The 22671-nt window shown below is 58.2% G+C and carries 18 protein-coding genes; 3 read left to right on the top strand and 15 right to left on the bottom strand.

The features are described from left to right. Window positions 1-47: 47 nt before the first annotated feature. The 5 genes from BTJ39_RS08115 to uxuA form a co-directional block, all read right to left on the bottom strand. The gene (locus BTJ39_RS08115; RefSeq protein WP_078002178.1) at window positions 48-896 is read right to left on the bottom strand and encodes an NAD(P)-dependent oxidoreductase; all 849 of its coding nucleotides are present in this window, start codon (window positions 894-896) and stop codon (window positions 48-50) included. A 211-nt stretch (window positions 897-1107) separates the two neighbouring features. Next, window positions 1108-1485, bottom strand: coding sequence for a copper homeostasis periplasmic binding protein CopC (copC, locus tag BTJ39_RS08110; protein WP_078002177.1), 378 nt, complete (start codon window positions 1483-1485; stop codon window positions 1108-1110). 134 nt (window positions 1486-1619) lie between these two features. After that, window positions 1620-3239: an FAD-dependent monooxygenase gene (locus BTJ39_RS08105; RefSeq protein WP_078002176.1), complete on the bottom strand. Its 1620-nt coding sequence runs from the start codon at window positions 3237-3239 to the stop codon at window positions 1620-1622. Window positions 3240-3297: 58 nt separating this feature from the next. Continuing rightward, window positions 3298-4173, bottom strand: coding sequence for an aldo/keto reductase family oxidoreductase (locus BTJ39_RS08100; RefSeq protein WP_078002175.1), 876 nt, complete (start codon window positions 4171-4173; stop codon window positions 3298-3300). Between the two features lie 168 nt (window positions 4174-4341). Next, the gene (gene uxuA, locus BTJ39_RS08095; protein WP_078002174.1) at window positions 4342-5517 is read right to left on the bottom strand and encodes a mannonate dehydratase; all 1176 of its coding nucleotides are present in this window, start codon (window positions 5515-5517) and stop codon (window positions 4342-4344) included. Window positions 5518-5939: 422 nt separating this feature from the next. Here uxuA and pptA point away from each other — a divergent pair, with 422 nt between their 5' ends. Both pptA and BTJ39_RS08085 read left to right on the top strand, forming a co-directional pair. Then, window positions 5940-6170: a tautomerase PptA gene (pptA, locus tag BTJ39_RS08090; protein WP_078002173.1), complete on the top strand. Its 231-nt coding sequence runs from the start codon at window positions 5940-5942 to the stop codon at window positions 6168-6170. Between the two features lie 298 nt (window positions 6171-6468). After that, window positions 6469-8865: a membrane-bound PQQ-dependent dehydrogenase, glucose/quinate/shikimate family gene (locus tag BTJ39_RS08085; protein WP_078002172.1), complete on the top strand. Its 2397-nt coding sequence runs from the start codon at window positions 6469-6471 to the stop codon at window positions 8863-8865. Between the two features lie 177 nt (window positions 8866-9042). Here BTJ39_RS08085 and BTJ39_RS08080 read toward each other — a convergent pair whose 3' ends face one another. Genes BTJ39_RS08080 through BTJ39_RS08050 form a run of 7 tightly spaced genes read right to left on the bottom strand, consistent with a single transcriptional unit; the run spans window position 9043 to window position 17723 of the window. Further along, a complete protein-coding gene (locus BTJ39_RS08080; RefSeq protein ID WP_078002171.1) occupies window positions 9043-10161 on the bottom strand; it encodes a M24 family metallopeptidase in 1119 nt (372 codons plus the stop codon). Continuing rightward, complete coding sequence (locus BTJ39_RS08075) at window positions 10158-11390, bottom strand: M20 family metallopeptidase (RefSeq protein ID WP_078002402.1); 1233 nt, start codon at window positions 11388-11390, stop codon at window positions 10158-10160. The genes BTJ39_RS08080 and BTJ39_RS08075 overlap by 4 nt, the downstream gene beginning before the upstream one ends. Window positions 11391-11412: 22 nt before the next feature. Then, window positions 11413-13044: a dipeptide ABC transporter ATP-binding protein gene (locus BTJ39_RS08070; protein WP_078002170.1), complete on the bottom strand. Its 1632-nt coding sequence runs from the start codon at window positions 13042-13044 to the stop codon at window positions 11413-11415. A 3-nt stretch (window positions 13045-13047) separates the two neighbouring features. After that, window positions 13048-13875, bottom strand: coding sequence for an ABC transporter permease (locus BTJ39_RS08065; protein WP_078002169.1), 828 nt, complete (start codon window positions 13873-13875; stop codon window positions 13048-13050). Next, window positions 13868-14815: an ABC transporter permease gene (locus tag BTJ39_RS08060; protein WP_078002168.1), complete on the bottom strand. Its 948-nt coding sequence runs from the start codon at window positions 14813-14815 to the stop codon at window positions 13868-13870. The genes BTJ39_RS08065 and BTJ39_RS08060 overlap by 8 nt, the downstream gene beginning before the upstream one ends. Before the next feature lie 9 nt (window positions 14816-14824). Continuing rightward, entirely contained in the window at window positions 14825-16423 is a 1599-nt protein-coding gene (locus BTJ39_RS08055) for an ABC transporter substrate-binding protein (RefSeq protein WP_078002167.1), read from the bottom strand. A 28-nt stretch (window positions 16424-16451) separates the two neighbouring features. Further along, window positions 16452-17723, bottom strand: coding sequence for a M20 family metallopeptidase (locus BTJ39_RS08050; RefSeq protein ID WP_078002166.1), 1272 nt, complete (start codon window positions 17721-17723; stop codon window positions 16452-16454). A 74-nt stretch (window positions 17724-17797) separates the two neighbouring features. Between BTJ39_RS08050 and BTJ39_RS08045 the strand changes: the two genes are divergently transcribed. Next, on the top strand, window positions 17798-18571 hold the full coding sequence (locus BTJ39_RS08045; protein ID WP_078002165.1) for a GntR family transcriptional regulator: 774 nt from the start codon (window positions 17798-17800) through the stop codon (window positions 18569-18571). Window positions 18572-18582: 11 nt separating this feature from the next. Here the strand turns inward: BTJ39_RS08045 and BTJ39_RS08040 are convergent, their stop codons facing one another. From BTJ39_RS08040 to BTJ39_RS08030, 3 genes are all read right to left on the bottom strand, one after another. Beyond that, window positions 18583-19773 carry a sugar transporter gene (locus tag BTJ39_RS08040; protein WP_078002164.1) on the bottom strand — a complete coding sequence of 397 codons (1191 nt, stop codon included), beginning with the start codon at window positions 19771-19773 and terminating at the stop codon, window positions 18583-18585. A 224-nt stretch (window positions 19774-19997) separates the two neighbouring features. Next, window positions 19998-21311, bottom strand: a complete 1314-nt coding sequence (locus BTJ39_RS08035) for an MFS transporter (protein WP_078002163.1) — start codon at window positions 21309-21311, stop codon at window positions 19998-20000. Between the two features lie 111 nt (window positions 21312-21422). Continuing rightward, on the bottom strand, window positions 21423-22640 hold the full coding sequence (locus tag BTJ39_RS08030) for a PfkB family carbohydrate kinase (protein ID WP_176110261.1): 1218 nt from the start codon (window positions 22638-22640) through the stop codon (window positions 21423-21425). Window positions 22641-22671 lie beyond the last annotated feature (31 nt).

Genomic DNA, 22671 nt, shown 5'->3' with positions numbered 1-22671 from the left:
ACGCGTTTATTTCTGACAAGTTAGCAGCGTGTAAAGTAACGTAATGGTTATTCCTTACGTTGCAAAAAGTCCGTCAGTAGCTGGGTGTAATCACCGTTGTCTCGCTGATTGTCCGCCAACTGGCGGCAAAAATCTGCCAGCGCCATATACAGGTTTTCACCAGGAAGCTCGCCCTGGTTGAGGCTGGCGATCTCTTCCATTTCCGGCGCCCAGCGCCAGGCTTTGCTATACATATCGGGAATGGCCTTGCGCAGGCGATCCATCAGTACCGGCTGGCTGGCGTTCATCTCCTGCCACAGCGCATCCGCTGCGCCAACCCGACTGGCATTTATTAGCATCAGGGCGCTGAGTAAGGTTATTCCCTTGTTGATACCGGCATAAGACATCTTCAGCGCCGATGCCGCACCAACCTGGGCTTCCTGCATCACCTTAACGCGCAGGCCGGCTCTCTCAAGGGCGCGGAGTTCAGCTGCGCGGCTCCCGGCAAACCAGAAGCAGGGGCCGCTATCATCGGCGGCGGCAGGCGGCAGGCCGATTATCGCGCCGTCGACAAACGCCGCGCCAGTCGCGACGATCGCCTCATTAACCTGTTTCACTCGCTGTTCACTGATGGCGTTACAGTCGACGTAAAGCGGTTTTACGCGGCTGTTCTTCAGCGTCGGCGCCAGGGATTCGGCCAGCGCCATTGCATTGGCCGGCGGCACGATGGAAAGAATGGCTTCAGCTCTCATCAGTTCATCAAGGTTAACGGCGATCATTCCCGCCTGGCGGGCGCGTTCGACGGAGCGCGGCGAGCGGTTGTCAAGCAGGGTCAGAACTTCCAGCTTATGGGATGTGAGCACCCCGGCGACGGCGGCGCCCATAGCGCCGGGAGCGATGATAGCGACTGTTTTCATAGTTAAACTCCTGCGGGTTGCTGACATAATAGTCAGTCAGTAACCCTGGTCAGTACACCTTGAAAGGGCCTGTCAGAGGATATAAGTAAAATAAAGCGTAAGGCGCTGAAAATAGCGCGCAAAGGGAAACAGCAGCAGCGGGAAACGTAATGACTTAATGTGACGTTGTCACATTGGGCCGGTAAACAGGGCGCCTGCGGCGCCCGGACGATTACTTCATGGTAAAGCTATAGTCGCCTTTCGTTTTATGCCCGTCGGTTGAAAGGACATGCCAGTCAACCTGATAAGCGCCCGCTGCCAGCGGGGCGGTCAGCGGCAGCACGATTTGCTTGCCGTTGCTCTTACTGACCACTGCCTTACCGGTTGGCACAACCGCGCCCTGGCTATCCTTGAGAACCACATCGCTGAATGCTGGCTCCAGCCCTTCAGTAAAGGTCAGGGTTAGCTGTTTTGGTGACGTTGTCACCTCGGTTTTTGCCGCAGGTTCAGATGATTTAAGGTGCGCGTGCGCCTGGGCCTGCTGTGCGCTGGCAAGAAGCGCCAGACCGGCGGTTGCAGCGAAAAACGTTTTCCTGATAGTCATTTTCATCGTGTTGCTCCTTGGTTATTGTTGTTCAGCCCGACGGCCTGTCATCAAAATGTTAGCAGCTTAATCACGCAGGTGGCGAATTAAAAGTAATTAACCGCACGCTGCGCGTCCGCGACGTCGGATCTGATGAAACATTAATTCGCCAGACCGAGGCTGGCCAGGAAGTCGCCGCAGCCGGCATAATCCAGCATATCGCTGCGCCAGGCTATGTAGCCGTCAGGTCTGACGACGATTAGCCCCTGGTCGTTATCTTCTTCCATTCCCAGTCGGCTAAAAACGTCGGGGCGTTCTACCGCTTCGGCATTGGCCGGTAGTCCGCCGTTTAGCCTCGCCGCAATGCGTACCTGAACGCGGTCGCTTTGCAAACCGCTTAGGGTTTGCTGCAGATCGCTGAAAACTGCCGGAGAAAGCGGCTGGCGCGACAGGGCCAGCAGGGTGAAGCAGCTGGCGTTGAGTAGCCCATGTAAATTCATCCGCCGCGAAAGCTGGGCGTCCGGCAGGCGCATACCTGCTCCCGGTTGCAGCCGGCTGCCGCCATCAAAACTGACGAGCGGGTTTTCTTCATAGGTCATATCCAGCTGAGCAAAGCGGCGAAACGCCCCCTGCTGAACGGTATCCAGCGCGGCGGTTGGCGCGGCGACCAGCGGCACCAGATGGTCGCGCAGCGTAGCCAGCCAGCCTTGCTGGCCCGCAGCGAAGCTAAACAGGCGGTCAGTGAAATCCAGTACGTCGCGCGCCACGGGAAGCCTTTCCTGCTGATAGGTATCCAGCAGGCTGGGTGGCGCTTCTTGCTTCAGCACAAGGGCAAGCTTCCACGCCAGATTAGCGGCGTCCTGTAGCCCGGTGTTCATCCCCTGACCGCCGGCTGGCGAGTGGATATGGGCGGCGTCGCCGGCAAGAAATATGCGCTCTACCCTGTAGTGGTCAACCATGCGATGCTGGGTTTGGAATTGAGCCAGCCATAGCGGGTCGCGCAAGGTCACATCGCATCCCGCAACCTGAGAAAACGCCTGGCTCAGCTGTTCAAGGCTCGGCGTGGCATCATCAGGTAATGCATCCTGCGCTGCGAGCGTGGTCATTACCCGCGCGTGGCTGGCGCCGTGCAGCGGCAGATAGAGGCCGATACGGTCGCCCTGTAAGAAGATCTGAAAACGGCTGGGATCGCGCTGCCAGTCTACGGCGACGTCACCTAACAGGAAACGTTGCGGATAGCGCTCACCGGCAAAATTAAGCGCCAGCTGATGGCGTACCACGCTGTGCGCGCCGTCTGCACCCAGCAGATAGCGACCCTGTATCTCCTCGTTGCCTGTCGGGTGCTGAAGCTGGACGCTGACGTGAGTGGCATCCTGATGAACCGCAGTGACCTCGCAGCTGCGCCTGACTCGCAGACCGGCAGCGTCAAGGGCTTCCAGCAGCACTTCTTCGGTTTCCGACTGCGGGATCATCAGCATAAAAGGGAAGGCGGTATCATCCGCTTTAGCCCGGTCATAGTCGAACCCGGCAGCGCGTTCACCGTTGATAATAAAGTCGATATTTGTGGTGATGGTGCCCCGGGCCAGCAGGGCGCCATCGAGGCCAAGTGAGGCGAAAAGCTCAAGAGATCGTGCGGTGACGATGCCAGCGCGTGACTCCTGAACCGGTGCGCTATTGCGGTCAAGTATCACCACGTCGATACCGGCCCGCTTGAGCAGCAGGCCCGCCATTAATCCGGTCGGGCCTGCGCCAACGATAATAACTTCAGTCTGGGTCTGCATTTACGGTTCCTCTGGCTGGCCGAACTTAAAGTGTAGCCCAGCGGGAGAAACCCTGATTTCAGTTTGCGCTAACCGCGATCGCGTTTAAGGTTGCCAGCGTCTCATCATCCAGTTGCACGCTGGCGGCCGCCAGATTCTGCTGCAAGTGCGCCACGGAAGAGGTACCGGGGATTAACAGCAGGTTCGGCGAGCGATGCAGGAGCCAGGCAAGGGCCACCTGCATTGGCGTTGCGCCCAGTTCGGCGGCGACGCTGTTGAGCTTGTCGGATTGCAGCGGTGAAAATCCGCCCAGCGGGAAGAAGGGCACGTAGGCGATACCGTCGGCGGCGAGGCTATCTACCAGCGCTTCGTCCTCACGCGTCACCAGGTTATACAGGTTCTGCACGCAGACGATATCAACGATCTTACGCGCATCATCAACCTGTTTTGGCGTCACGTTGCTCAGGCCGATATGCCTTACCAGACCCTGACGCTGAAGCTCAGCCAGGGTTTCCAGCTGTTCGTCCTGCGATCCTTCTGCCGGGCCGTGTACGCTGAACATCGCGCGTAAGTTGACCACGTCCAGTTGCTCCAGCCCAAGGTTGCGCAGGTTGTCGTGTACCGCCTGGGTCAGTTCGGCGGCGGAAAATGCCGGCAGCCAGGCGCCCTGATCGTCGCGTCTGGCACCGATTTTAGTGACGATCACCAAATCATCGGCGTAGGGATGCAGCGCTTCACGAATGAGCTGATTGGTAATATGCGGGCCATAAAAGTCGGACGTATCGATATGATTCACGCCGCTTTCAATCGCGGCGCGCAGCACCGCCAGCGCGGCGGCTTTGTCTTTTGGCGGACCAAAGACGCCTTTACCTGCCAGTTGCATTGCGCCGTAGCCCATGCGGGATACGCTGCGGTCGCCTAATTGCCAGTTACCTGCCGTTGTCTGCGTCGACATAGTTGTGCCTCAATGACGTAAGAAGAATAAACAGCATAGCCATTCGCGCTGACGCGGCATTTATAGTTTGTGCGGGAGTTGGGGTGACGCGGAAAGATTAGCGATTATTTCTGGCTGGCGGCGGCAGCGGAGCGTTTGTAAAAATACGCTCCGCCATGTAGCCAGATACTAGATACTACGCAGAATGCCCATTTCCAGGCCGCGCAGCTCCGCCAGACCACGCAGGCGGCCAATCGCTGAATAGCCCGGGTTTACCTTTTTATGCAGGTCGTCAAGCATCTGGTGGCCGTGGTCCGGGCGCATCGGAATGGGATGCGCGCTACCGGCGGCGGCGCGGCGCCGCTCTTCGTGCACCAGCGTTTTCACCACGCCGTACATATCCACATTGCCTTCAAGATGAGGGGCTTCATGAAACGAACGCGGGTTAGTTTCACGCTGGGTTGAACGTAAATGGGCAAACCAGATTCGGTGGGCGAACTCCGCAGCCATCGCCAGCAGATCGTTATCTTCACGCACGCCATAGGAGCCGGTACAGAAGGTAAAACCGTTGGCAGGGCTGTCAACCACCTGCGCCAGCCAGCGCATATCTTCTACGGTGGAAACAATGCGCGGCAGGCCGAGAATAGGGCGCGGCGGGTCATCAGGATGCACCGCCATTTTAACCTTAACCTCTTCCGCTACCGGAATAATCTGGCGCAGGAACCAGGCAAAATTTTCCCGTAGCTGCGCTTTATCGATCTGATCGTAGCGCGCCAGCTGCTGGCGAAACTGTTCAAGGGTATAGCCTTCTTCCGCGCCAGGCAGTCCGGCAATGATGTTATTGACCAACTGCTGTTTGTCATCGGCGCTCATGGTAGCGAAACGCGCTTTCGCCTCGTCGAGCTCCTCTGCGCTGTAATCGTTTTTCGCGCCCTGGCGCTGTAGCAGCAGGCAATCGAAGATGGCAAAGGCTATCTGGTCAAAACGCAGCGCTTTCGCGCCGTCCGGCAGCGTCCAGGCAAGATCGGTACGCGTCCAGTCAAGTATCGGCATAAAGTTATAGCAAACGGTGTAAATACCGCAGGCCGCCAGATTGCGGATGCTTTGCTGATAATTACGGGTCCAGCGCTGATAGTCGCCCTGGTGGGTTTTTATCTCTTCGTGGATGGGAATACTTTCCACCACCGACCAGCGCAGTCCGGCGTTGGCGATCATCTCTTTACGCGCCTGAATTTCCTCAATGCTCCAGACTTCGCCGTTGGCAATATGATGTAAAGCGGTAACGATGCCGGTTGCGCCGGCCTGTCGGATATCTGCCAGGGTGACCGGATCTTTCGGGCCGTACCAGCGCCAGGTCTGCTCCATGTTCTACCTCATGTTATTTGGTTGACCAATATAAGAACTAATGTGATTCAGAGCGGGTTACATGTCAATGTTGTTCGCCCGTTTGTTTAAGCTGGTCACAGCCTTTGTGATGGAAATGCCGGTTACCAGCGCGGCCAGACCGTTAAATAACGATGCACGGATTTTCGTCGTCCTGATGCGATTACACGATAATTGGTTAACCAATTATCACGCTTTGCGCTAAACCTGTCGCCGCCGGAAAAGCGGCCGGTTGTCAATTGCAGTCTCCTGGCCCATGCTGTCAGTCGCGCTGCGCGCTAATTGCCAGCAGCAGCGCACAGACGATGCAGTCGCGTTGCGCCGTAAACGCTATGCTGAAATCGCTGCGGAAGCTTTACCCGCAATCACGCGACTTGTTGAAAATAAGAGTAAGGAGCCTGCCCATGCCACACATCGAGTTATCATTCTTTCCCCGCGATCTTAGTGACGAACAGCAGCAGGCGCTGGCGAGCGACCTGTGTGAGGTGGTGAAAAAGCACTTTGGCTCGCGTGACGAATCGCTGTCGGTTGCGCTGCATGCCGTTGAAAAAGAAAACTGGAAAGCCCAGATGTACGACCCGCGCATTAAGCCTGAGCTGGAGAAACTGGCAAAAAAACCAGGCTACGAAATGTAATCCTGCCGTCGCTACTGATGACTATGCCCGCGCCCCGACGCGGGTTTTTTTATCGCCTTCAGCAGGCGGATATCCGTCAGCTGGCTGCTTGAATTTACAAAACTATATACTGCGACAGCAGATTTTTAGCGCCTGATATCCCTCCCGGCAGGCGTTTGTTTGCGGCTGGCGACTTTATGGTTTGCTTATCTTTAAGAACGGGAAAAGTTTGTTAACCAATATTAAATGTTTAAACTAAAGTTGAGTATTTGTAATTAATAAACAGGCGGCCTTATTCAACCGCCCTCGAGGGAGAAAAATGGTTAACAAAATAACCAGCGTCGTGATTGCGATTGTGGCGATCGCATTACTGTGGATGGGCGTCGAGCTGCTGCAAGCTGGCGGTACGCCCGTCTATGCAATTCTGGGGCTGGGTACGCTGATTACAGCTATCCTGCTGTTCTTTAATAAAAAGTCAGCGCTTTCACTGTATGCCGTTGTGATGTGGATAACGCTGTTCTGGATTATTCAGGAAGTGGGTTTCGATAAATGGCAATGGATACCGCGTGGCGATCTGTTCGGCCTTATCGGCCTGTGGCTGGCGATGCCCTGGGTGGTCAGAGGGGTATACAAAACGCAGGTTCGCCGCTTCCATCCTTTCCTCGGCGGTACCGTGATTATCATGATTGCTATGGTCGTGGCGCTGAGTTTTTACGATCCCTATCCCAAAGCGGGCACTATTACCAATCAGCGCGAAAATAGCGATGCGCTGCCGGCTGCCGGTGATGACTGGACTGATTACGGCGGTACGCCGGACGGGCAGCGTTTCTCCACGCTGAAGCAAATTAATCGCGGCAACGTGAAAAACCTTGAGGTAGCCTGGACCTATAACACCGGCGATCTGCGCGATCAGCAGAAGGACGCCACTGAATATACCTTTGAAGCAACGCCGCTGAAGGTTAATGACACGGTCTATATCTGTACGCCCCATGCGGAAGTACATGCGCTGGATCCGCAAAGCGGCAAGCTGAAATGGAAATATAATCCGGCCAAAGATCCGTCTTATATGCAACAGCATCAGACCTGTCGCGGCGTGAGCTATTTCGACGCCGACGGGCAGCAAAGCGGCGAGGGCGAGCAACCGCAGGCCAGCGCGACGCCAGCGGCGCCCACAGACTGCCGTAAACGTATCTTTGAAGCGACGCCGGATGCCCGGCTGGTGGCGTTGGATGCCGACAGCGGCCAGCTTTGCGCCAGCTTCGGTAATCAGGGCGTTATCGATCTGAAAACCAATATGGGCAAGGTTCGTCCCCATGCGCTGATGCAGACAGCGGCGCCGTTGGTTGCGGGCGGTCTGGTGATCGTTGGTGGTTCGGTGATGGATAACGGCTATGACCACGGTAACCCTTCCGGCGTGATCCGCGCTTATGATGCTATCAGCGGCAAGCTGGTATGGAACTTCGATCCGGGCCAGCCTGATCGGACGCAGCCTGTCGATGCCGGGCATGTTTATACTCAGGACACGCCAACCGCCTGGACGACGCTGAGCGCCGATGTGAAAAACGGTCTGGTGTTTGTGCCGTTCGGTAACGCCTCGCCGGATATCATTGGCACCCGGCGTGATGCGCAAAGCAACAGCGAGAAGTTTCGTGATGCCCTGGTGGCGCTGGACCTAAAAACCGGCAGCTTTAAGTGGCGCTTCCAGAGTTCTTATCATGACCTGTGGGATCGCGATAATCCGTCGCAGCCGTCGCTGTTGGATATCGATTATCAGGGGAGTAAGCAGCCAGTTGTTATTTTGCCGACCAAAACCGGCAACCTGTTCGTTCTCAACCGCCTGACCGGGCAGTCCGTCTATCCGGTAAATAATGTGCAGGTTTCCACCGAGGGGGGCATTCCCGGTGAGAAATTTTCACCGATTCAGCCAGTTTCAAACCTGAATTTTATTCCTGAACCGCTGACAGAAAAATCGATGTGGGGGATCTCGCCGTTTGATCAGATGGCCTGCCGCATCCGCTTTACCTCATCGCGCTATGATGGCAACCCCTGGACGCCGCCGACCGAAAAAGGCTCGGTGATTTTCCCGGGCAATATTGGCGTATTTAACTGGGGTTCGGTGGCGGTTGATCCCCAGCGCCAAATCCTGATTGCCACGCCTATCCGCATTGCGCACTACTACAATTTGCTCAAGCGCAACGAGAGCGATGAAAGTCAGCGCCTGGTTTCCAAAGACGGCACCGGCGTATGGAATGAGAACTTTGACGGCACTTACGCTATCAGCATTAAGCAGTTCGCTTCCAGCCTCGGCATTCCCTGCGTTGCTCCGCCCTGGGGACGGATGGTTGGCGTCGATCTTAAAACCGGTAAAACGCAGTGGATGCGCCGTATCGGCACCACCAAAAACCTGAAAACCACCTTCCTGCCGGGACGTTTCCCGCTGCCATTCCCGATGGGGATGCTGGCGCACGGCGGGCCGCTGATTACCGCAGGCGACCTGGTATTTGATGGCGCCACCGCTGATAACGCCTTCCGCGCTTATGACATCAATACCGGCGAGCTGCTGTGGCAAAGCGATCTACCGGCCGGGGGGCAGGCCACGCCATCCACTTACATAGGTAAAGATGGTAATCAGTACGTGATAATCGCCGCCGGCGGTCACGGATCGCTTGGCACCACGCCGGGCGATGCGCTGGTCGCTTACCGGTTGAAGAAGTAATCATTGAATCATGGCGCAGAGAAAGCTGCGCCAGCGTTAACGATACGGGGCGGCGGCAAGTTGATATCTTCTTGCCGCCGCCCCGTTTTATTTCGGCGCAGACGCCTGTAGCAACCCTCAACGGCTATTTACTGACTTCAGCAACGCCAGCAAGCCTGGCGGATAGCTGCTGAAAACCTAGCGCATAATCATCCCTAATTCTCTTGGCAACGCGCTGAGTCTTTTACCGCCCTGCGGGGTAACCACCACCGTTTCACTAAAGGCCAGCGACTGGGCGGAGATGTACATATGGAATACCATATTCTCTTCCAGCAGCCAGCGGGCTTGCGGTTGAAAGCAGTAAGAAAAGTCGCTGGGACGCGGCGTGCGGGCATACAGGCCGAGGGCGTAGCCGGTCACGTTATCGTAGCGCTGGCGCAGGCCTGCCACCAGTACCCCTTCACGGACAATGGCGTCTACCTCGCAGGCCACGGCGCCGGGACGCATCGCCGCCAGCTGCGCGTCCTGCAGGGCAATCAGCTGTGCTGCAACCTGCTGCTGGCGGGCGTCTGCTTTGCCGAGTACAAAGGGACGCATCAGCCGGGCGCTGTAGTGGCGGACTTTAGGAATCAGCTCCACGTGCAAAATATCGCCGGCCGTCAGGCTGTGATCGTGATCGCTGGCGTGCAGGAAGCCGTGATCGCCGCCGGCGGCAATCACCGGGCCGGTTTCGCCGCTATCGGCGCCGAGGCGTAAAAATCCCGCCGCCGCCAGCGCGGCCACGTCACGGATGCGCCAGCCGTGCGCCGTCTGTTCGCCAATGCAACGCATGGCGTCATCGGCGATCGCCGCCGCTGCCGACAGCGCCTGCAGCTCGTAATCAAATTTTACCTGGCGCAGCGCATCGCTGCTGCCTTCCATGGCGACCCAGCTAACCTGAGGTAGCAGGCGATTGAGCCGCTGCCAGCTTTGCAGCGTCATGCCGTACGAAGCCGGGTCGAATCCCAGCCGGGCGTTAGCCAGACCGCGGTTAATCAGGCTTTGCGCCACCGCCTGCCAGGGATCTTCGTGGTCGCTGAAGGTTTCCACCTGCTGCAGGCCGCTCACCGCCCGGCAGGGTGGTTCGTCCAGCTCGCGCAACACCATCCAGGGTTCGCCCGATGTCGGCACCAGGCAAGCACGGTAACGGGTCTCGGAGACGGTATAGCCGGTTAGCCAGGCCAGTAGCTCGCCATGATCGATAAGCATCACTTCGGCGCCGCTGGCGCTCATCGCCGCGCGCAGTCGCGCCAGTGCCGGAAGATAAGTGGGCTTCATACCAGCGGCTCCACCGGCTGGCAGATATCCAGTATGGTCAACAGGTAGATGCGCACCATATCAAGATAATCGTCAATATCGACCCGCTCATCCGGCATGGTATTGAATTTTCCGCCCGGTCCGCAAACGATGCCTTCCATGCCGGCGTGCTGATAAAAATGCGCCGCGTCGGTACCGTAAAAGGCGGGTGGGGTAATGACGCCGGTCGGCTGCGCTTCACCGCGTACCTGCTGGTAGGCACGATTAATGCTTTGTACGATCGGCGACTGCGGCGACACTTCAAACGGCAGCATGGTCGGGCGATCGCGTTCTCCATCATCGAACAGCTGATATTTAAGGCCAGGGAACTGCTGGCAGAGCTTATCGAGCAGGGCGCGGATATCGCTCAGCACGCTGGCAACGGTCTGGCCGGGGGCAAAGCGCGCTGAGCCTTTAAGGCGAACAAAGTCCGCCACCTGCGGCGGGCGCCACTCTTCCAGATCGCGCCCCAGCGCGCCGTGTACCGTACCCACGTGACCACGGTTAATTTTCAGATGTTCTTCGCTGCGTGCGCCGCTAAACGTCATGCTGTTGACCTGCGGGATCAGCGCGACCGCGGCGGCGATGGCGTCGATGGCCTGCTCACGCTTGGAGAGGTGACGGGTATCGCCGGTAAGTTCGATGGTGAACATCAGCGAGCCGGCGTGCATGGTCAGCGCTTGTAGATCGGTGGGCTCGGAGTTAATAAAGTAATCAGCGCGAACACCCTGGTTAATGGCGGCCAGCGAACCAATGCCGCCCTGTAGCTCACCAACGACATAGGTCAGAATGACATCGCCTTTTAGCTTTACGCCGGCATCAATCAGCGTTTTCAGCGCGCAGAAATAGGCGGCATCGCCGGCTTTCATATTGGAAACGCCGATGCCGTAGATAAACGCATCGTCGATTTTTCCTTCCCACGGGTCCACCGTCCAGCCTTCGGTCACCGGATTGGTATCCAGGTGACCGTTAAACAGCAGGCTGTGGCCGCCGTTGCCTGCGCCGCGCAGCAGGCCGATGGCATTTAAGCGATCGCCGGGCACCGGCGTCAGCTCGCTTTCGAGGCCCAGGGTACGCATTTGCTGCGCCATAAACTGTGCCAGAACGCGTTCACCCTCGGTGGCGCTGTAGCTTTTATGCTGCACCATGCGGGCAAGAAAATTGAGGCAGAACTCGGTATCAACAGACTGCAATAACGCTTCAGGTGTCATGATGATGGTTTCCAGTTGAATGTCAGGCAGCGGGCAGCTGGCGTTCGGGATCGTCAACCGCCGCCAGCAGCGCGCGGGTGTAGGGATGCTGCGCCGAGGCGCTCATGGTCTCGCCCGGCAGCACTTCCAGCAGGTCGCCGCGATACATCACCGCCACGCGGTGGGCGATCTGGCGAACCACGTTTAAATCATGAGTAATAAACAGATACGCCGTACCGTGGCGGCGGCGCAGCTCCAGCAGCAGTTCAATGACCGTGGCCTGTACCGAAACGTCGAGCGCCGCGGTTATCTCATCGCAAATCACCAGATCCGGCGGATGAGCAAAGGCGCGGGCAATGGCAACGCGCTGCTTTTGCCCGCCGGACAGCGCATGCGGATAGCGCCGGGCATAGTCAGCGGGCAGACGCACCTCCTCCAGCAGACGCGCCACCGCCTGGGCTTCCGTTTCACCTTTTGGCAGGCCGTAGAGTCGCAGCGGGCGGGCGATAATCTCGCCGATACGCTGGCGCGGATTGAGCGAGGCATCCGGATGCTGAAAAATCATCTGCACCCGGCGTCGATAGGCTTTATCCATCTGACTGCGGTTATCAATGCGACCGCCGGCAAACTCCAGGCTGCCGGTAAAAGGCACCAGTCCGGTCAGCGCTTTCGCCAGCGAGGATTTTCCGGAGCCGGACTCGCCGATAACGCCGACGATTTCGCCAGGATGGACGCTGAATGAGACATCGCGGGCGGCGCGGGTGGCATTGGCTTCGCGCCTGAGCAGCTTATCCAGCAAACCGTGATGACCATAATCAATATTTAACTGGCTGAGTTTCAGCAGAGGATCGCCGGGGGGCGGCGCATGCTGCGTTAAGCGCTTCGCCGGGTCGGGCACGGCGGCTACCAGCTTGCGGCTGTAGGGATGCTCCGGCGCGGCAAACAGCATTTTTGCTGCCGCCTGCTCAACGATGATCCCTTTTTCCAGCACGCAGACGCGATCGGCAACTTTGGCAACCAGCGCCAGATCGTGTGAAATATACAGCGCGGCGACGCCGGTTTTCTCACGCAGGCGGGCGAACAGCGCCAGAATTTGCGCCGAGCTGATGGCATCCAGCGCGGTAGTTGGCTCATCGAAAATCAGGCAGTCCGGCTGGCAGGCAAACGCCGTGGCAATCAGGATGCGCTGCTTCTCACCGCCGGAGACCTGGTGCGGGTAGCGGCGCATCATTTTCTCCGGCTGTTTAAGATCAACCTCCTGCATCAGGCTAACAGCCAGTTCCTGCGCCTGGCGCGGCGTCAGCTGGCGATGACGCAGCAGCACTTCGGTAATTTGCTCGCCAAGGGGGAGCGTCGGGTTGAGCGAGGCGCTGGGGTCCTGAAAAATCATTCCCAGTTTGCCGCCGCGCAGCCGTTCAATAACGCTGGCAGGCTGCTGACGCAAATCGTTGCCGTTAAGCACAATACGGCCTTCGATTTCGCGGGCGTTACCCGCCAGCCAGCGCATAATAGCCCAGCCAAGGGTGGTTTTGCCGGAGCCGGATTCACCCACCAGCCCGACCACCTCACCACGCGCCACCTGGAGATTGATCCCCTGTAGCACCGGCAGCACGCCGCCGTCGCCCAGACGATATTGCAGGCTGTAATTTTCAATACTCAGTACGGAATCCTGCATCAGTTAGTGGCTCCTTGGGTTGAGGACATCGCGCAGGCCGTCGCCCAGCAGGTTAAAGCCGATAGCCACCACGGCAATGGCGAGGCCGGGGATCAACATCATCCAGGGGGCGTTGAAAAAGTAGGCGCGCGCTTCTGACACCATCAACCCCCATTCTGGCTGCGGCGGCTGGGCGCCCAGTCCAAGAAAGCTGAGCGTGGCAAACAGCATAATGGCAAAGGCAACGCGAATGGTTGCTTCGACGATGATCGGCGCCACGATGTTCGGCAGCATTTCACGCAGTACGATCCAGCCAGCGCTTTCGCCACGGGCAATGGCGGCGTTAACGTAATCCTGCTGGCGGGCGGCCAGCGCAACGCTGCGGGCAATGCGCACCATGCCCGGCACGAAGGCAATGGTGATCGCCAACACCGCATTCCAGCTGCTCTGTCCGAGGGTGCTGATGATCAGCAGTGCGAACAGCAGGCTGGGGATCGACATAATCGCATCCATGGTGCGCATAATCGCCTCATCGGCGCGGCCGCCGAGAAAGGCACTGGCAGTACCGATAACCGCACCGATTACCATTGCCAGCGTGGTGGCCAGCAGCGACAGCACGATAGTGGCGCGCGCGCCGACCAGCACCCGGCTGAAGATATCGCGTCCCAGCTGATCGGTGCCGAACCAGTGTTCAGCGCTGGGCGCCTTATAGCGCGCTAGCAGGGAAATCGATTCGGGATCGTAAGGGGCAATGTGAGCGCCGGCGCATACCATAATCAGCGCCAGCAGCAAAATCACCAGCCCGGCAATGCCCTGCGGCGTACGGCAGAGGTGTTTGAGCATATCAGGCATACTGGATCCGTTTATCAAGCAGAGCATAGGCCAGGTCGGCCAGGAAGTTGACGATGGAGTAGGTGGCGGCAAGGATCATCACACCGCCCTGAATGGTCGGCAAATCGCGCGCTTCAACCGCCACGATCAGCTCACGACCAATACCGGGAATCGCGAAAATCTCCTCCACCACCACAATGCCGCCGAGCAAATACCCTACGTCCAGCGCCACAATGGTAATGGTGGGCAGCAGGCCGTTACGCAATGCGTGGCGCCACAGAATACGCCGCCGTGAAAGCCCTTTAAGCCAGGCTGCGCGGATATAATCGGTATGCAGCACGTCCACCATTTCTGAACGCACCATGCGCGATACGTGCGCCACCAGGATCATGGCGACCGTTACTGAAGGCAGGATCAGATGGCTGACGCCGCCCCAGAAATCTTCGCTGAGGGGCACATAGCCGGTTGCGGGTAACAGCTGCCAGACATCAGCAAACAGCAGTAACAGCAGGGTGGCGGTAACAAACTCCGGAAACGAAATACCGATATAAGAGAGCACGCTGACCAGCAGATCGGCGAAGCGGCCGCGACGCACCGCTGCCCAGATGCCGAGCGGTACTGCCACCACCAGCATCAGCAGCAGGGCGCACGCCGCCAGCAGCAGCGAGCGCGACAGCGCGCCCAGCAGCGTGGGGCCAACGGGCAGATTGGTGCGCATCGAGGTGCCAAAATCACCCTGAACGATCGCGCTCAGCCAGTGCCAGTATTGCTGCCAGGCGGGAACGTCCAGTCCCAGGCGCGCGCGCACCGCCGCCAGCGCTTCCGGCGTGGCATTCTGCCCAAGCAGCGTTACCGCCGCATCGGCGGGCAGCAGCTGGGTAATGCCGAACACCAGCAGAGAAACTACCAGCAGCGTGTAGCAGACCAGCAGCAAACGTTTCAGCAGATAGTGGCCAGTCACGCAGCCTCCTTATTTACGCTGCGGCGCTTTCGCCGTTAACCACGTATGGTCGAGACGAAACACCGCGCCGCGTGGATTGAGCTGATAACCGCCTACGTAATCGCGCGCAGCGGAAAGCAAATCGAAAAACGCCGGGATCACCGACGGCACCTGCTGATTCATCAGCGTCTGCGCCTGGCCGTACAGTTCGGTGCGTTTTGCGCTGTCAGCGGTCTCACGCGCGTCCTTCACCGTCTTATCGAACGCGTCGTTGTTCCAGCGGGTTTCGTTCCAGGAGGCGGTTGAGGTATAGAGCAGGGAGAACACCGCATCAGGCGTGGCCTGCATGTTATAAAAGCCGACGTAGAAATTGCCTTTCTTCCACACCTGATCGAGATAGGTGCTGTGGGCCATGGTCTGGACGTTAATGCGAAAGCCGGCTGGCTTAGCCATTTCTCGCAGGGCGATGCCGAGCTGGGTGCGGGAGGCGGGTTTATCAGAAGCAATCAGCGTCAAATCCAGCCCGTTGGGATAGCCGGCCTCCGCCAGCAGCGCTTTGGCTTTGGCGTAATCTGCCGCCTTCAGCGCCAGCTTTTTGTAAAACGGATAGGCCGCGTTGACCGGCGTATCGTTACCCGGCGTACCGAGGCCATCGGCGACAAAATCCACGGTGGCATTACGATCGACGCACAGCGCCAGCGCCTGACGCACGCGAATATCATTAAACGGCTTTTGATCGCAGCCCATATTAACGTTGAGAAACTGTCCGGAGGCGACGCGCAGAGGAAGCACGCCAGAGGATTTGGACAAACGCGGAAACTCGCTGGCCTGCGCGGAAAGCATCAGATCGGTATCGCCGCCAATCAGCGCCGAGCCTTCGGCGATGGAATCGGGATAGACCACCACCTCAACGCCGTCGAGGTACGGGCGCTGCGGATCGTAATAGTGCGGATTGCGTTTAACCACCACTTTGCGTTCGGGGTCGAAAGAGACCAGCATGAAGGGGCCGGCGCCGTGGGCTTCTTTGCTGAGGATATCCAGCTTGCCGTCGGCTATAGCAGCCGGAATAATTTTGGCATCGGGGTAGGCCAGCATCACCGGCAAATCGGCATAGGGGCCGTCGGTGGTTATCACCACGGTATTATCATCTTTCGCCGCAACCTGCTTAATTGGACCAATATTATGCTGGCCTGGCGAGGCGTTTTTCGGGTCCAGTACTGCGTTGAGGCTGGCGACCACATCTTTTGCCGTCAGCGCGCTGCCGTCGCTGAATTTTAATCCCTTACGCAGATTAAACGTCCATTCGGTCAGCGCTTCATCAGGCTGCCAGCTTTCCGCCAGATCAGCTTCGGCTTTCATCTGCTGAGTCAGGCGCGTCAGACCGCTATACAGCAGTTCTGCCAGCAGGTATTCCGGATTAACCCGCGCCTGTTGAGGGTTGAGCATGCCCGTCGCCTGATCGACGCTGATACGCAGCACGCCGCCGTGGCGCGGCTCACCGCCGGGCGTACTGCTGCTGGCATTAACGGCAGCGCGTACGGCGCCAGACCAGGGTAATAAAGCGCTGCCGGCAAGCACGCTGCTGCCAGCAATAAACTGACGACGGTTAACATCTTTCATTGCACACATACTCACTTTCCTCGCTGGTTGAAAAACCCTAGGTTGGCAAAAAGTCAGCGGCCAGATAGGCCAGAATGGACTGCGAAAGAGAAACAATGTCTTGCATAGTGGTAAACTCGTCGGCGGCGTGAATATGATTATCCGGACGCGCCAGTCCCCCGAGCAGAATTTCCTGTATACCCGCCTGCTGCACCCATCCCATATCGGAACTGGTGGAAGAGCCCCAGGCTGCGAAATCGTTTGCCTCAAAACCAAAACCCCGGCTGAGCGCCGCCTGCCAGCGCGGCCAGTGCGGGCCGGTAGGATCGCTTACCGGCGCCAGGTGGCCGATCAGATGCCAGCTAACCGACAGCGCCGGACTGAGGTCAGCCGCCTGCTTCAGGCAGTGCTCCAGCTCCTGCCATACCTGATCAAACTGTTCTTCCGGGGCATAGCGTCGGTTAATCAGCAACTCACAGCGATGGGGCAAGGTGGAACCCTTGCTGCCGCTGTGGGCAGCTGCCAGCGTCAGACGGGAAACCAGCGGTTTTCCCTGCCAGTGCGGCGGAGAAGGCAGAGCAGAAGTGCGCTGCTCTATCTGCTGTTTAAGGCTATAGATCGCATTCATCACCGGTAGCGCCGCCTCCAGCGCGTTAATACCGCCAACCGGATCGCCAGAGTGCGCTGAGCGACCTTCGATATGGATCGCCACGTCCAGGCTGCCGAAACAGCCCGCCCAGATGCGCGGCACGGCGCCGCCGTTAAAGCTCAGCAGGTGGCCGCTAAATAGCTGTTGCTCGGCGAGATAGCGAATACCGGGATATAAGCCGCCTTCTTCATCGGTACATAGCAGGAATACCGGCTTAAAGCGGAGTGGCAGCTGATAACGTTCAGCCGCGCGCAGCGCAGCCAGAGCGGCGACAATGGTGCCTTTCATATCGGCGCTGCCGCGTCCGAGCAGCTTGCCATCGCGCTGAGTCAGCGCCAGCGGCGGGCAGCTCCAGCCATCGCCGGCCGGTACGGTATCAACGTGAAAATAGAGATTACAGTGCTCACCGGCATCGGTCGGGGCGCGGGCTATCAGGTTAACCCTTTCCCCCTGAGCGCTGCCGTCAGCGGTCTGCCACAGCGCCGGCGGTACGCTAACCCGTTCAAACGACCAGCCGAGCGGTGACAGCAGCCCGGTGATTAAATCAGCAAAAGCGCCATAGCCATTTCCCGGCGGAAAGCAGGTATCGATACTGAGCATCTTTTCCAGGTCGGCAAGAATGGCATCGCTGTCTTCGGTAAGGGAAAAAAGTGCTGTTTCCAGCGGGTTGCTGTGCTGCATCTCTACCGCCTGTTGTATTTCTATATAGTTTATAGATAATGCAGAAAAAGCATAAGGTCAACAGGTAACCAACAATGACGGAACGCAAACAGCCGCAGCAGGAGCATCACAGCATTAGCAGGCTCAGTGAAAACGACGGCGCGCCGCTTTATCAGGTAGTGAAATATCGCGTCAGCGAGCCGATCCTTACCGGTGAATGGCCTGCCGGTACGGTGCTGCCCAGTGAAAATGCCCTGGCGGCAAATTTTGGCGTTTCGGTAGGAACAATGCGTAAAGCGCTGGCGGCGCTGGTGGATGAGGGGATGCTAATGCGTCGTCGCAAAACCGGTACCGTGGTGACCGGCTGGGCGCAGGTACACAACCTCGGTTATTTCTTTCAGTATTTTCGCCTGCATGGTCGCGGCGGCGAACTGCTGCACTCTGAAACCACGCTGCTGGATTATCAACAACGGAATGCCAGCCAGACTGAAGCTGAAAAGCTGCAAATTGCGCCAGGCGATAGCGTTTACTCTTTGCAACGTTTGCGTCGGGTCAAGGACGTGCCGGCCATGCATGAACGGCTGGTTTTGCCCGCCGCGAGACTGGCCGATTTTCCCGATGCTGAAAATCTGCCGCCGCTGCTTTACCGTTTTCTGCTGGAACATTATGGCCTGCGCGTAGCGGCGGTGCGTGAACAGATCACCGCCGAGCTGGCAACAGAAGAGGATTTACGCCTGCTGGAACTGCAGGGGCCCCATGCGATTATGCTGATTGATGAGGTGTCTTTTGACCAGAGCGCCATACCGGTGATTTTTGCCCATCATCGCTTCAGTACTGACCGCTTTATGTATGTGAATGATATCCGCTAGCGCCATCTGTTTTAGCCATGCACCCGTAGCTGCGGATAGCGGTGGAAGCTCCACAGGCACCAGGCAAAGGCAATAAAGCCGATAGCGCCGCCTGCATAACCCACCTGAGCCACACTGTAATGCAGACTTATCTGGTTACCCAGCAGGGCGCCGCCGCCGATGCCGATATTATAGATGCCCGACAGCAGCGACATTGCCACGTCGGTTGCATCCGGCGCCAGCGCCAGCACCCGGACCTGTACCGCCAGCCCCATAATCATCACGGCCATTCCCCAGATGATACTCAGCAGGGCAATGGCCAGCATATGGGTTGCCGCCAGCCACAGCAGCAGCATAGATAAGGAAATAATCGCCAGGGCAACCACCAGGAAAATGGCCGGAAAGCGATTTCCCAGGGTGCTGAACAGCACGCTGCCAAGGATCCCCGCCGCGCCGAATAGCAGCAGTAAGAAGGTGGTGCCGTTGCCGGTCACGTTAGCGACCACTTCCATGAAGGGTTCAATATAGCTGTAAGCGGTATAGTGGGCGGTGACCGCCAACGCAATCAGCAGGTACAGCGCCATCAGCGCCGGGCGACGGAACAGCAGCGGCAGGCTTTTTAACGATCCCGTATGTTCGCTTGGCAGCTTTGGCAGCAGGCGCACCAGGCAGATCAAGGTTACCAGCGCCACGATACCGATAACGCCAAAGGTGCTACGCCAGCCAAGATACTGACCAATTACCCGGCCCAGAGGCAGACCCAGCACCATCGCCAGCGCGGTGCCGGTCGCCAGCATGCTTAATGCCTGGGTCTTTTTGCCGGCCGGCGCCACGCGGATCGCCAGCGAGGCGGTAATCGACCAGAACACCGAATGGGCCAGCGCGATGCCGATACGCGATATCACCAGCACATTAAAGCTCCAGGCCACGGTGGAAAGGGCGTGGCTGACGATAAACAGGATAAAGATAATCGCCATCAGCAGCCGACGTTCAACGTTGCGCGTCAGCAGCATCATGGGGAGCGACATTACTGCCACCACCCAAGCGTAAATGGTCAGCATAATGCCGACTTCCGCCGTTTTCATCGACCACGTCCCGGCAATATCTGACAGCAGGCCGACGGGAACGAATTCGGTGGTGTTAAAGATAAAGGCGGCGATAGCCATCATGATGACGCGTAGCCATGCCGTTTTGCGCGAAACAGTGGTAGAAGTCGCTTCCATGTAATAAAACGCCCGCTTCAGGTTGTTGCAGAATATGGATCGCAAAAAAACAACGATGCGCTGTATTGTGGTTGATTTCGCTAAGGGATCAAATCAAAAGTCGTGGAATTTAATAAAACCCCATAATGTGATCAGCATCACGGGGTTTGTCAGAGCAATCTGGGGATAAATCAGCATCAGCGAGGGTCATCTCCGCAGATGCTGCTGACGAAAAGCAGTCTGGATCACTCCTCGACCGGACGCTGAGGTAAGCGCCAGGCGCACAGGGCAGAAAGCAGCGACATGGCAATCATGTAGCCAATGACCAGCGTGCTGTTATGCCAGCCAACCAGCAGCGCAGTGGCCACCATCGGCGACAGCCCGCCGCCTAAAATCGGGCCGATTTGCTGAACCAGCGACAGGCCGCTGTAGCGGATGCGGGAAGGGAAAAGGGCGGAAAACAGCGCGCCCTGCGCGCCATAGGTTGTGCCATGACCTAATGCCAGTCCAAGGGAAATCGCCAGATAAATCCAGCCGAGCTGCCCGGTCTGCAACATCAGCATAAACGGCCAGGCCAGCAGCGCCTGCAGCAGCATGCCGCCCAGATAAACCCGGCGCTGCCCAATTTTGTCCGACAGCCAGCCGAAAAGCGGCAGGGTAAAGCACTCCAGCAGGCAGCCCAGCAGCACGGCATACAGGATCACCTGGCTTGGCAATGACAGCACGTTCACGCAGTAGCTGATAGCGAATACGGCATAAATATTAAACAGGCCGCTTTCGGCGATTTTCGCCCCGATGCCCAGCAGTATGGTGCGCCAGTGATTACGCACGGCCTCAGCAACCGGCACTTTTGCCTGCTGGCCGCTCTGTTTCAGGCGGCGAAAGGCCGGACTCTCGGCTATCTGGTTACGAATAAATAAGCCTACGCCCAGCAGAATCAGGCTCAGCAGAAAAGGCAGGCGCCAGCCCCAGCTGAGAAAAGCCTGCTGATCGAGCACCACGTTCAGTATGGTCATGGCCATGATTGGCAGTAAGAAACCCGCCGGAACGCCAATGTGTACCAATGAGCTGTAAAAGCCGCGTCGTGAGGCGGGGGCGTGTTCGACCATCATCGTCATACCTCCGCCATATTCCCCGCCGATGCCTATTCCCTGTAAACAGCGCAGCAGCACCAGCAGCACCGGCGCCCAGGCGCCTATTTGCGCATAAGGGGGGATAAGCCCAATCAGAAAGGTACCGATCCCCATAATCATCAGGGTGGTCATCAGCGTCACTTTACGTCCGATGCGATCGCCAAAGTGACCAAATACAATGCCGCCGAGCGGGCGGGCGCAGTAGCCGACGAAATAGGTGGCAAAGGCGGCCAGCGAGCCGATTAACGCTGATTCGCCGGGAAAGAAAATTTTATTGAATACCAGCGCGGTGGCGGTGGTATAGAGGGTGAAATCGTAATATTCAATCAGGGTGCCCACCGCGCTGGCGGCGGCTACTTTTCGCATTTCACTGGCGCTGGCGCGCTCAGTCAGCGGTGCGGAAAGCGCAGATTCGCGCAGGTTCATCGTCAGTTCTCCCGTTATGGCTGGTGCTGTTATCGTGAGGCAGGGTTATGGAGACCACAGCGCTGTGCGCCTGCGGCGTTTGCTGTCATTGTCATATTTTCGCCATCGAACTCAGGTGGCAGAGAGCCGTAAATTGCGCTGGCGCAGCGACAGGCGAAAGCGCACCTCATCGCGGTCTGGCATGCTGGCTGCACCCGACTTCTCGCGCGCCAGCGCGGCAAAGGCGCTGGCATATTCCACGGCGTCGTTCAGCGATTCACCGAGCGCCAGCCGGGCGCAGAAGGCGCCGCAAAAAGCATCGTTTGCTCCCGATGCGTCAACGGTGACCGCCGGGCAGGCGGCAAACCAGATCAGCCGCTGCGGCAGGCAAACCAGCACCGCGCCGTCGTCCAGCAGCAGCAACACCTGCCGGGCTCCGGCCTGCTGCAGCTGAAGCGCTGCGCGCTCCGCCAGCCGTTGCGTCGTCAGTAGCAGTCCGCTGATTTTTTCAGCTTCGGACTGTCCGATAACCAGCCAGCTCACCAACGGCAGGCAATCGCCGAAGTCATCGGTTAGCGGTGAAGGGTAGAAAACCACCGCGATATTCAGCCGGTGGGCGAGATGAATTGACTGGCGTACCGCGCTGGCGTTGATCCCGCTGTGAACCATAAATAAATCGGCCGCGCTCATCTGCGGCTGCAGAGAGGCCACTTCCTGCTGCGAGAAGGTACGGTTGGCGCCGGGATTAATGGCAATCAGCGTTTCCCCGCTATGCTCATGCACCCAGATGGTGCTGCAGCCGGTGGATGCGCTGTCAGTTTGTAGCAGAGTGAAGCTCTGCATTCCGGAAGCCAGCAGGTGATCCCAGGCCTGTCGACTGAAAGCATCGGTGCCCACTTTGGCAGTCAGATGCACCTGTGCGCCGGCAACCCGCGCCGCCAGCGCCTGATTGGCGCCTTTGCCGCCAGCACCGAAGCTGATATCGGAAGCCGGGATGAGCGAACCGGGCTGGCGCGGCAGGGCGGCGACTTTGGTCACGATATCAATAAAAATAGTGCCCAAAATGCAGAGTCTTCCGCCGGCCGGCGGGTTTTCATGGCGGCTGAGCTGGCGGTAGAAAGGGCCATGAGGGTCGACATTTGCCTGCGCGGCGTGCGTCAGCATAACGCGCTGCGTTGACAGCGCCATGCCGTGCTGGCGTTCAATCAGCCCAAGCTTTGCCAGCCAGTCAAGGTCGCTGCGGATGGTGCGCGCGGTAACGCCGCAGTGTATGGCAAGCTGATTGACACTACAGCTCTGCTGGGTCTGAATCAAAGAGAGGATTTGCTGTCGCCGCGCCGTCATTATCATTGCATGTATCCACGCTGTCAGGAGCATTAAG

This window comes from Izhakiella australiensis, assembly GCF_002006995.1.
GTDB classification, from domain to species: Bacteria; Pseudomonadota; Gammaproteobacteria; order Enterobacterales; family Enterobacteriaceae; genus Izhakiella; species Izhakiella australiensis.
The sequence above is the reverse complement of the archived record's forward strand: the minus strand, read 5'-3'. Positions and strand labels throughout refer to the sequence as shown.

Excerpts from the sequence above, each read along its gene's own strand:
- BTJ39_RS08115 (WP_078002178.1), bottom strand. The coding sequence starts at position 896 with ATGAAAACAGTCGCTATCATCGCTCCCGGCGCTATGGGCGCCGCCGTC.
- copC (WP_078002177.1), bottom strand. The coding sequence starts at position 1,485 with ATGAAAATGACTATCAGGAAAACGTTTTTCGCTGCAACCGCCGGTCTG.
- BTJ39_RS08105 (WP_078002176.1), bottom strand. The coding sequence starts at position 3,239 with ATGCAGACCCAGACTGAAGTTATTATCGTTGGCGCAGGCCCGACCGGA.
- BTJ39_RS08100 (WP_078002175.1), bottom strand. The coding sequence starts at position 4,173 with ATGTCGACGCAGACAACGGCAGGTAACTGGCAATTAGGCGACCGCAGC.
- uxuA (WP_078002174.1), bottom strand. The coding sequence starts at position 5,517 with ATGGAGCAGACCTGGCGCTGGTACGGCCCGAAAGATCCGGTCACCCTG.
- pptA (WP_078002173.1), top strand. The coding sequence starts at position 5,940 with ATGCCACACATCGAGTTATCATTCTTTCCCCGCGATCTTAGTGACGAA.
- BTJ39_RS08085 (WP_078002172.1), top strand. The coding sequence starts at position 6,469 with ATGGTTAACAAAATAACCAGCGTCGTGATTGCGATTGTGGCGATCGCA.
- BTJ39_RS08080 (WP_078002171.1), bottom strand. The coding sequence starts at position 10,161 with ATGAAGCCCACTTATCTTCCGGCACTGGCGCGACTGCGCGCGGCGATG.
- BTJ39_RS08075 (WP_078002402.1), bottom strand. The coding sequence starts at position 11,390 with ATGACACCTGAAGCGTTATTGCAGTCTGTTGATACCGAGTTCTGCCTC.
- BTJ39_RS08070 (WP_078002170.1), bottom strand. The coding sequence starts at position 13,044 with ATGCAGGATTCCGTACTGAGTATTGAAAATTACAGCCTGCAATATCGT.
- BTJ39_RS08065 (WP_078002169.1), bottom strand. The coding sequence starts at position 13,875 with ATGCCTGATATGCTCAAACACCTCTGCCGTACGCCGCAGGGCATTGCC.
- BTJ39_RS08055 (WP_078002167.1), bottom strand. The coding sequence starts at position 16,423 with ATGTGTGCAATGAAAGATGTTAACCGTCGTCAGTTTATTGCTGGCAGC.
- BTJ39_RS08050 (WP_078002166.1), bottom strand. The coding sequence starts at position 17,723 with ATGCAGCACAGCAACCCGCTGGAAACAGCACTTTTTTCCCTTACCGAA.
- BTJ39_RS08045 (WP_078002165.1), top strand. The coding sequence starts at position 17,798 with ATGACGGAACGCAAACAGCCGCAGCAGGAGCATCACAGCATTAGCAGG.
- BTJ39_RS08040 (WP_078002164.1), bottom strand. The coding sequence starts at position 19,773 with ATGGAAGCGACTTCTACCACTGTTTCGCGCAAAACGGCATGGCTACGC.
- BTJ39_RS08035 (WP_078002163.1), bottom strand. The coding sequence starts at position 21,311 with ATGAACCTGCGCGAATCTGCGCTTTCCGCACCGCTGACTGAGCGCGCC.
- BTJ39_RS08030 (WP_176110261.1), bottom strand. The coding sequence starts at position 22,640 with ATGATAATGACGGCGCGGCGACAGCAAATCCTCTCTTTGATTCAGACC.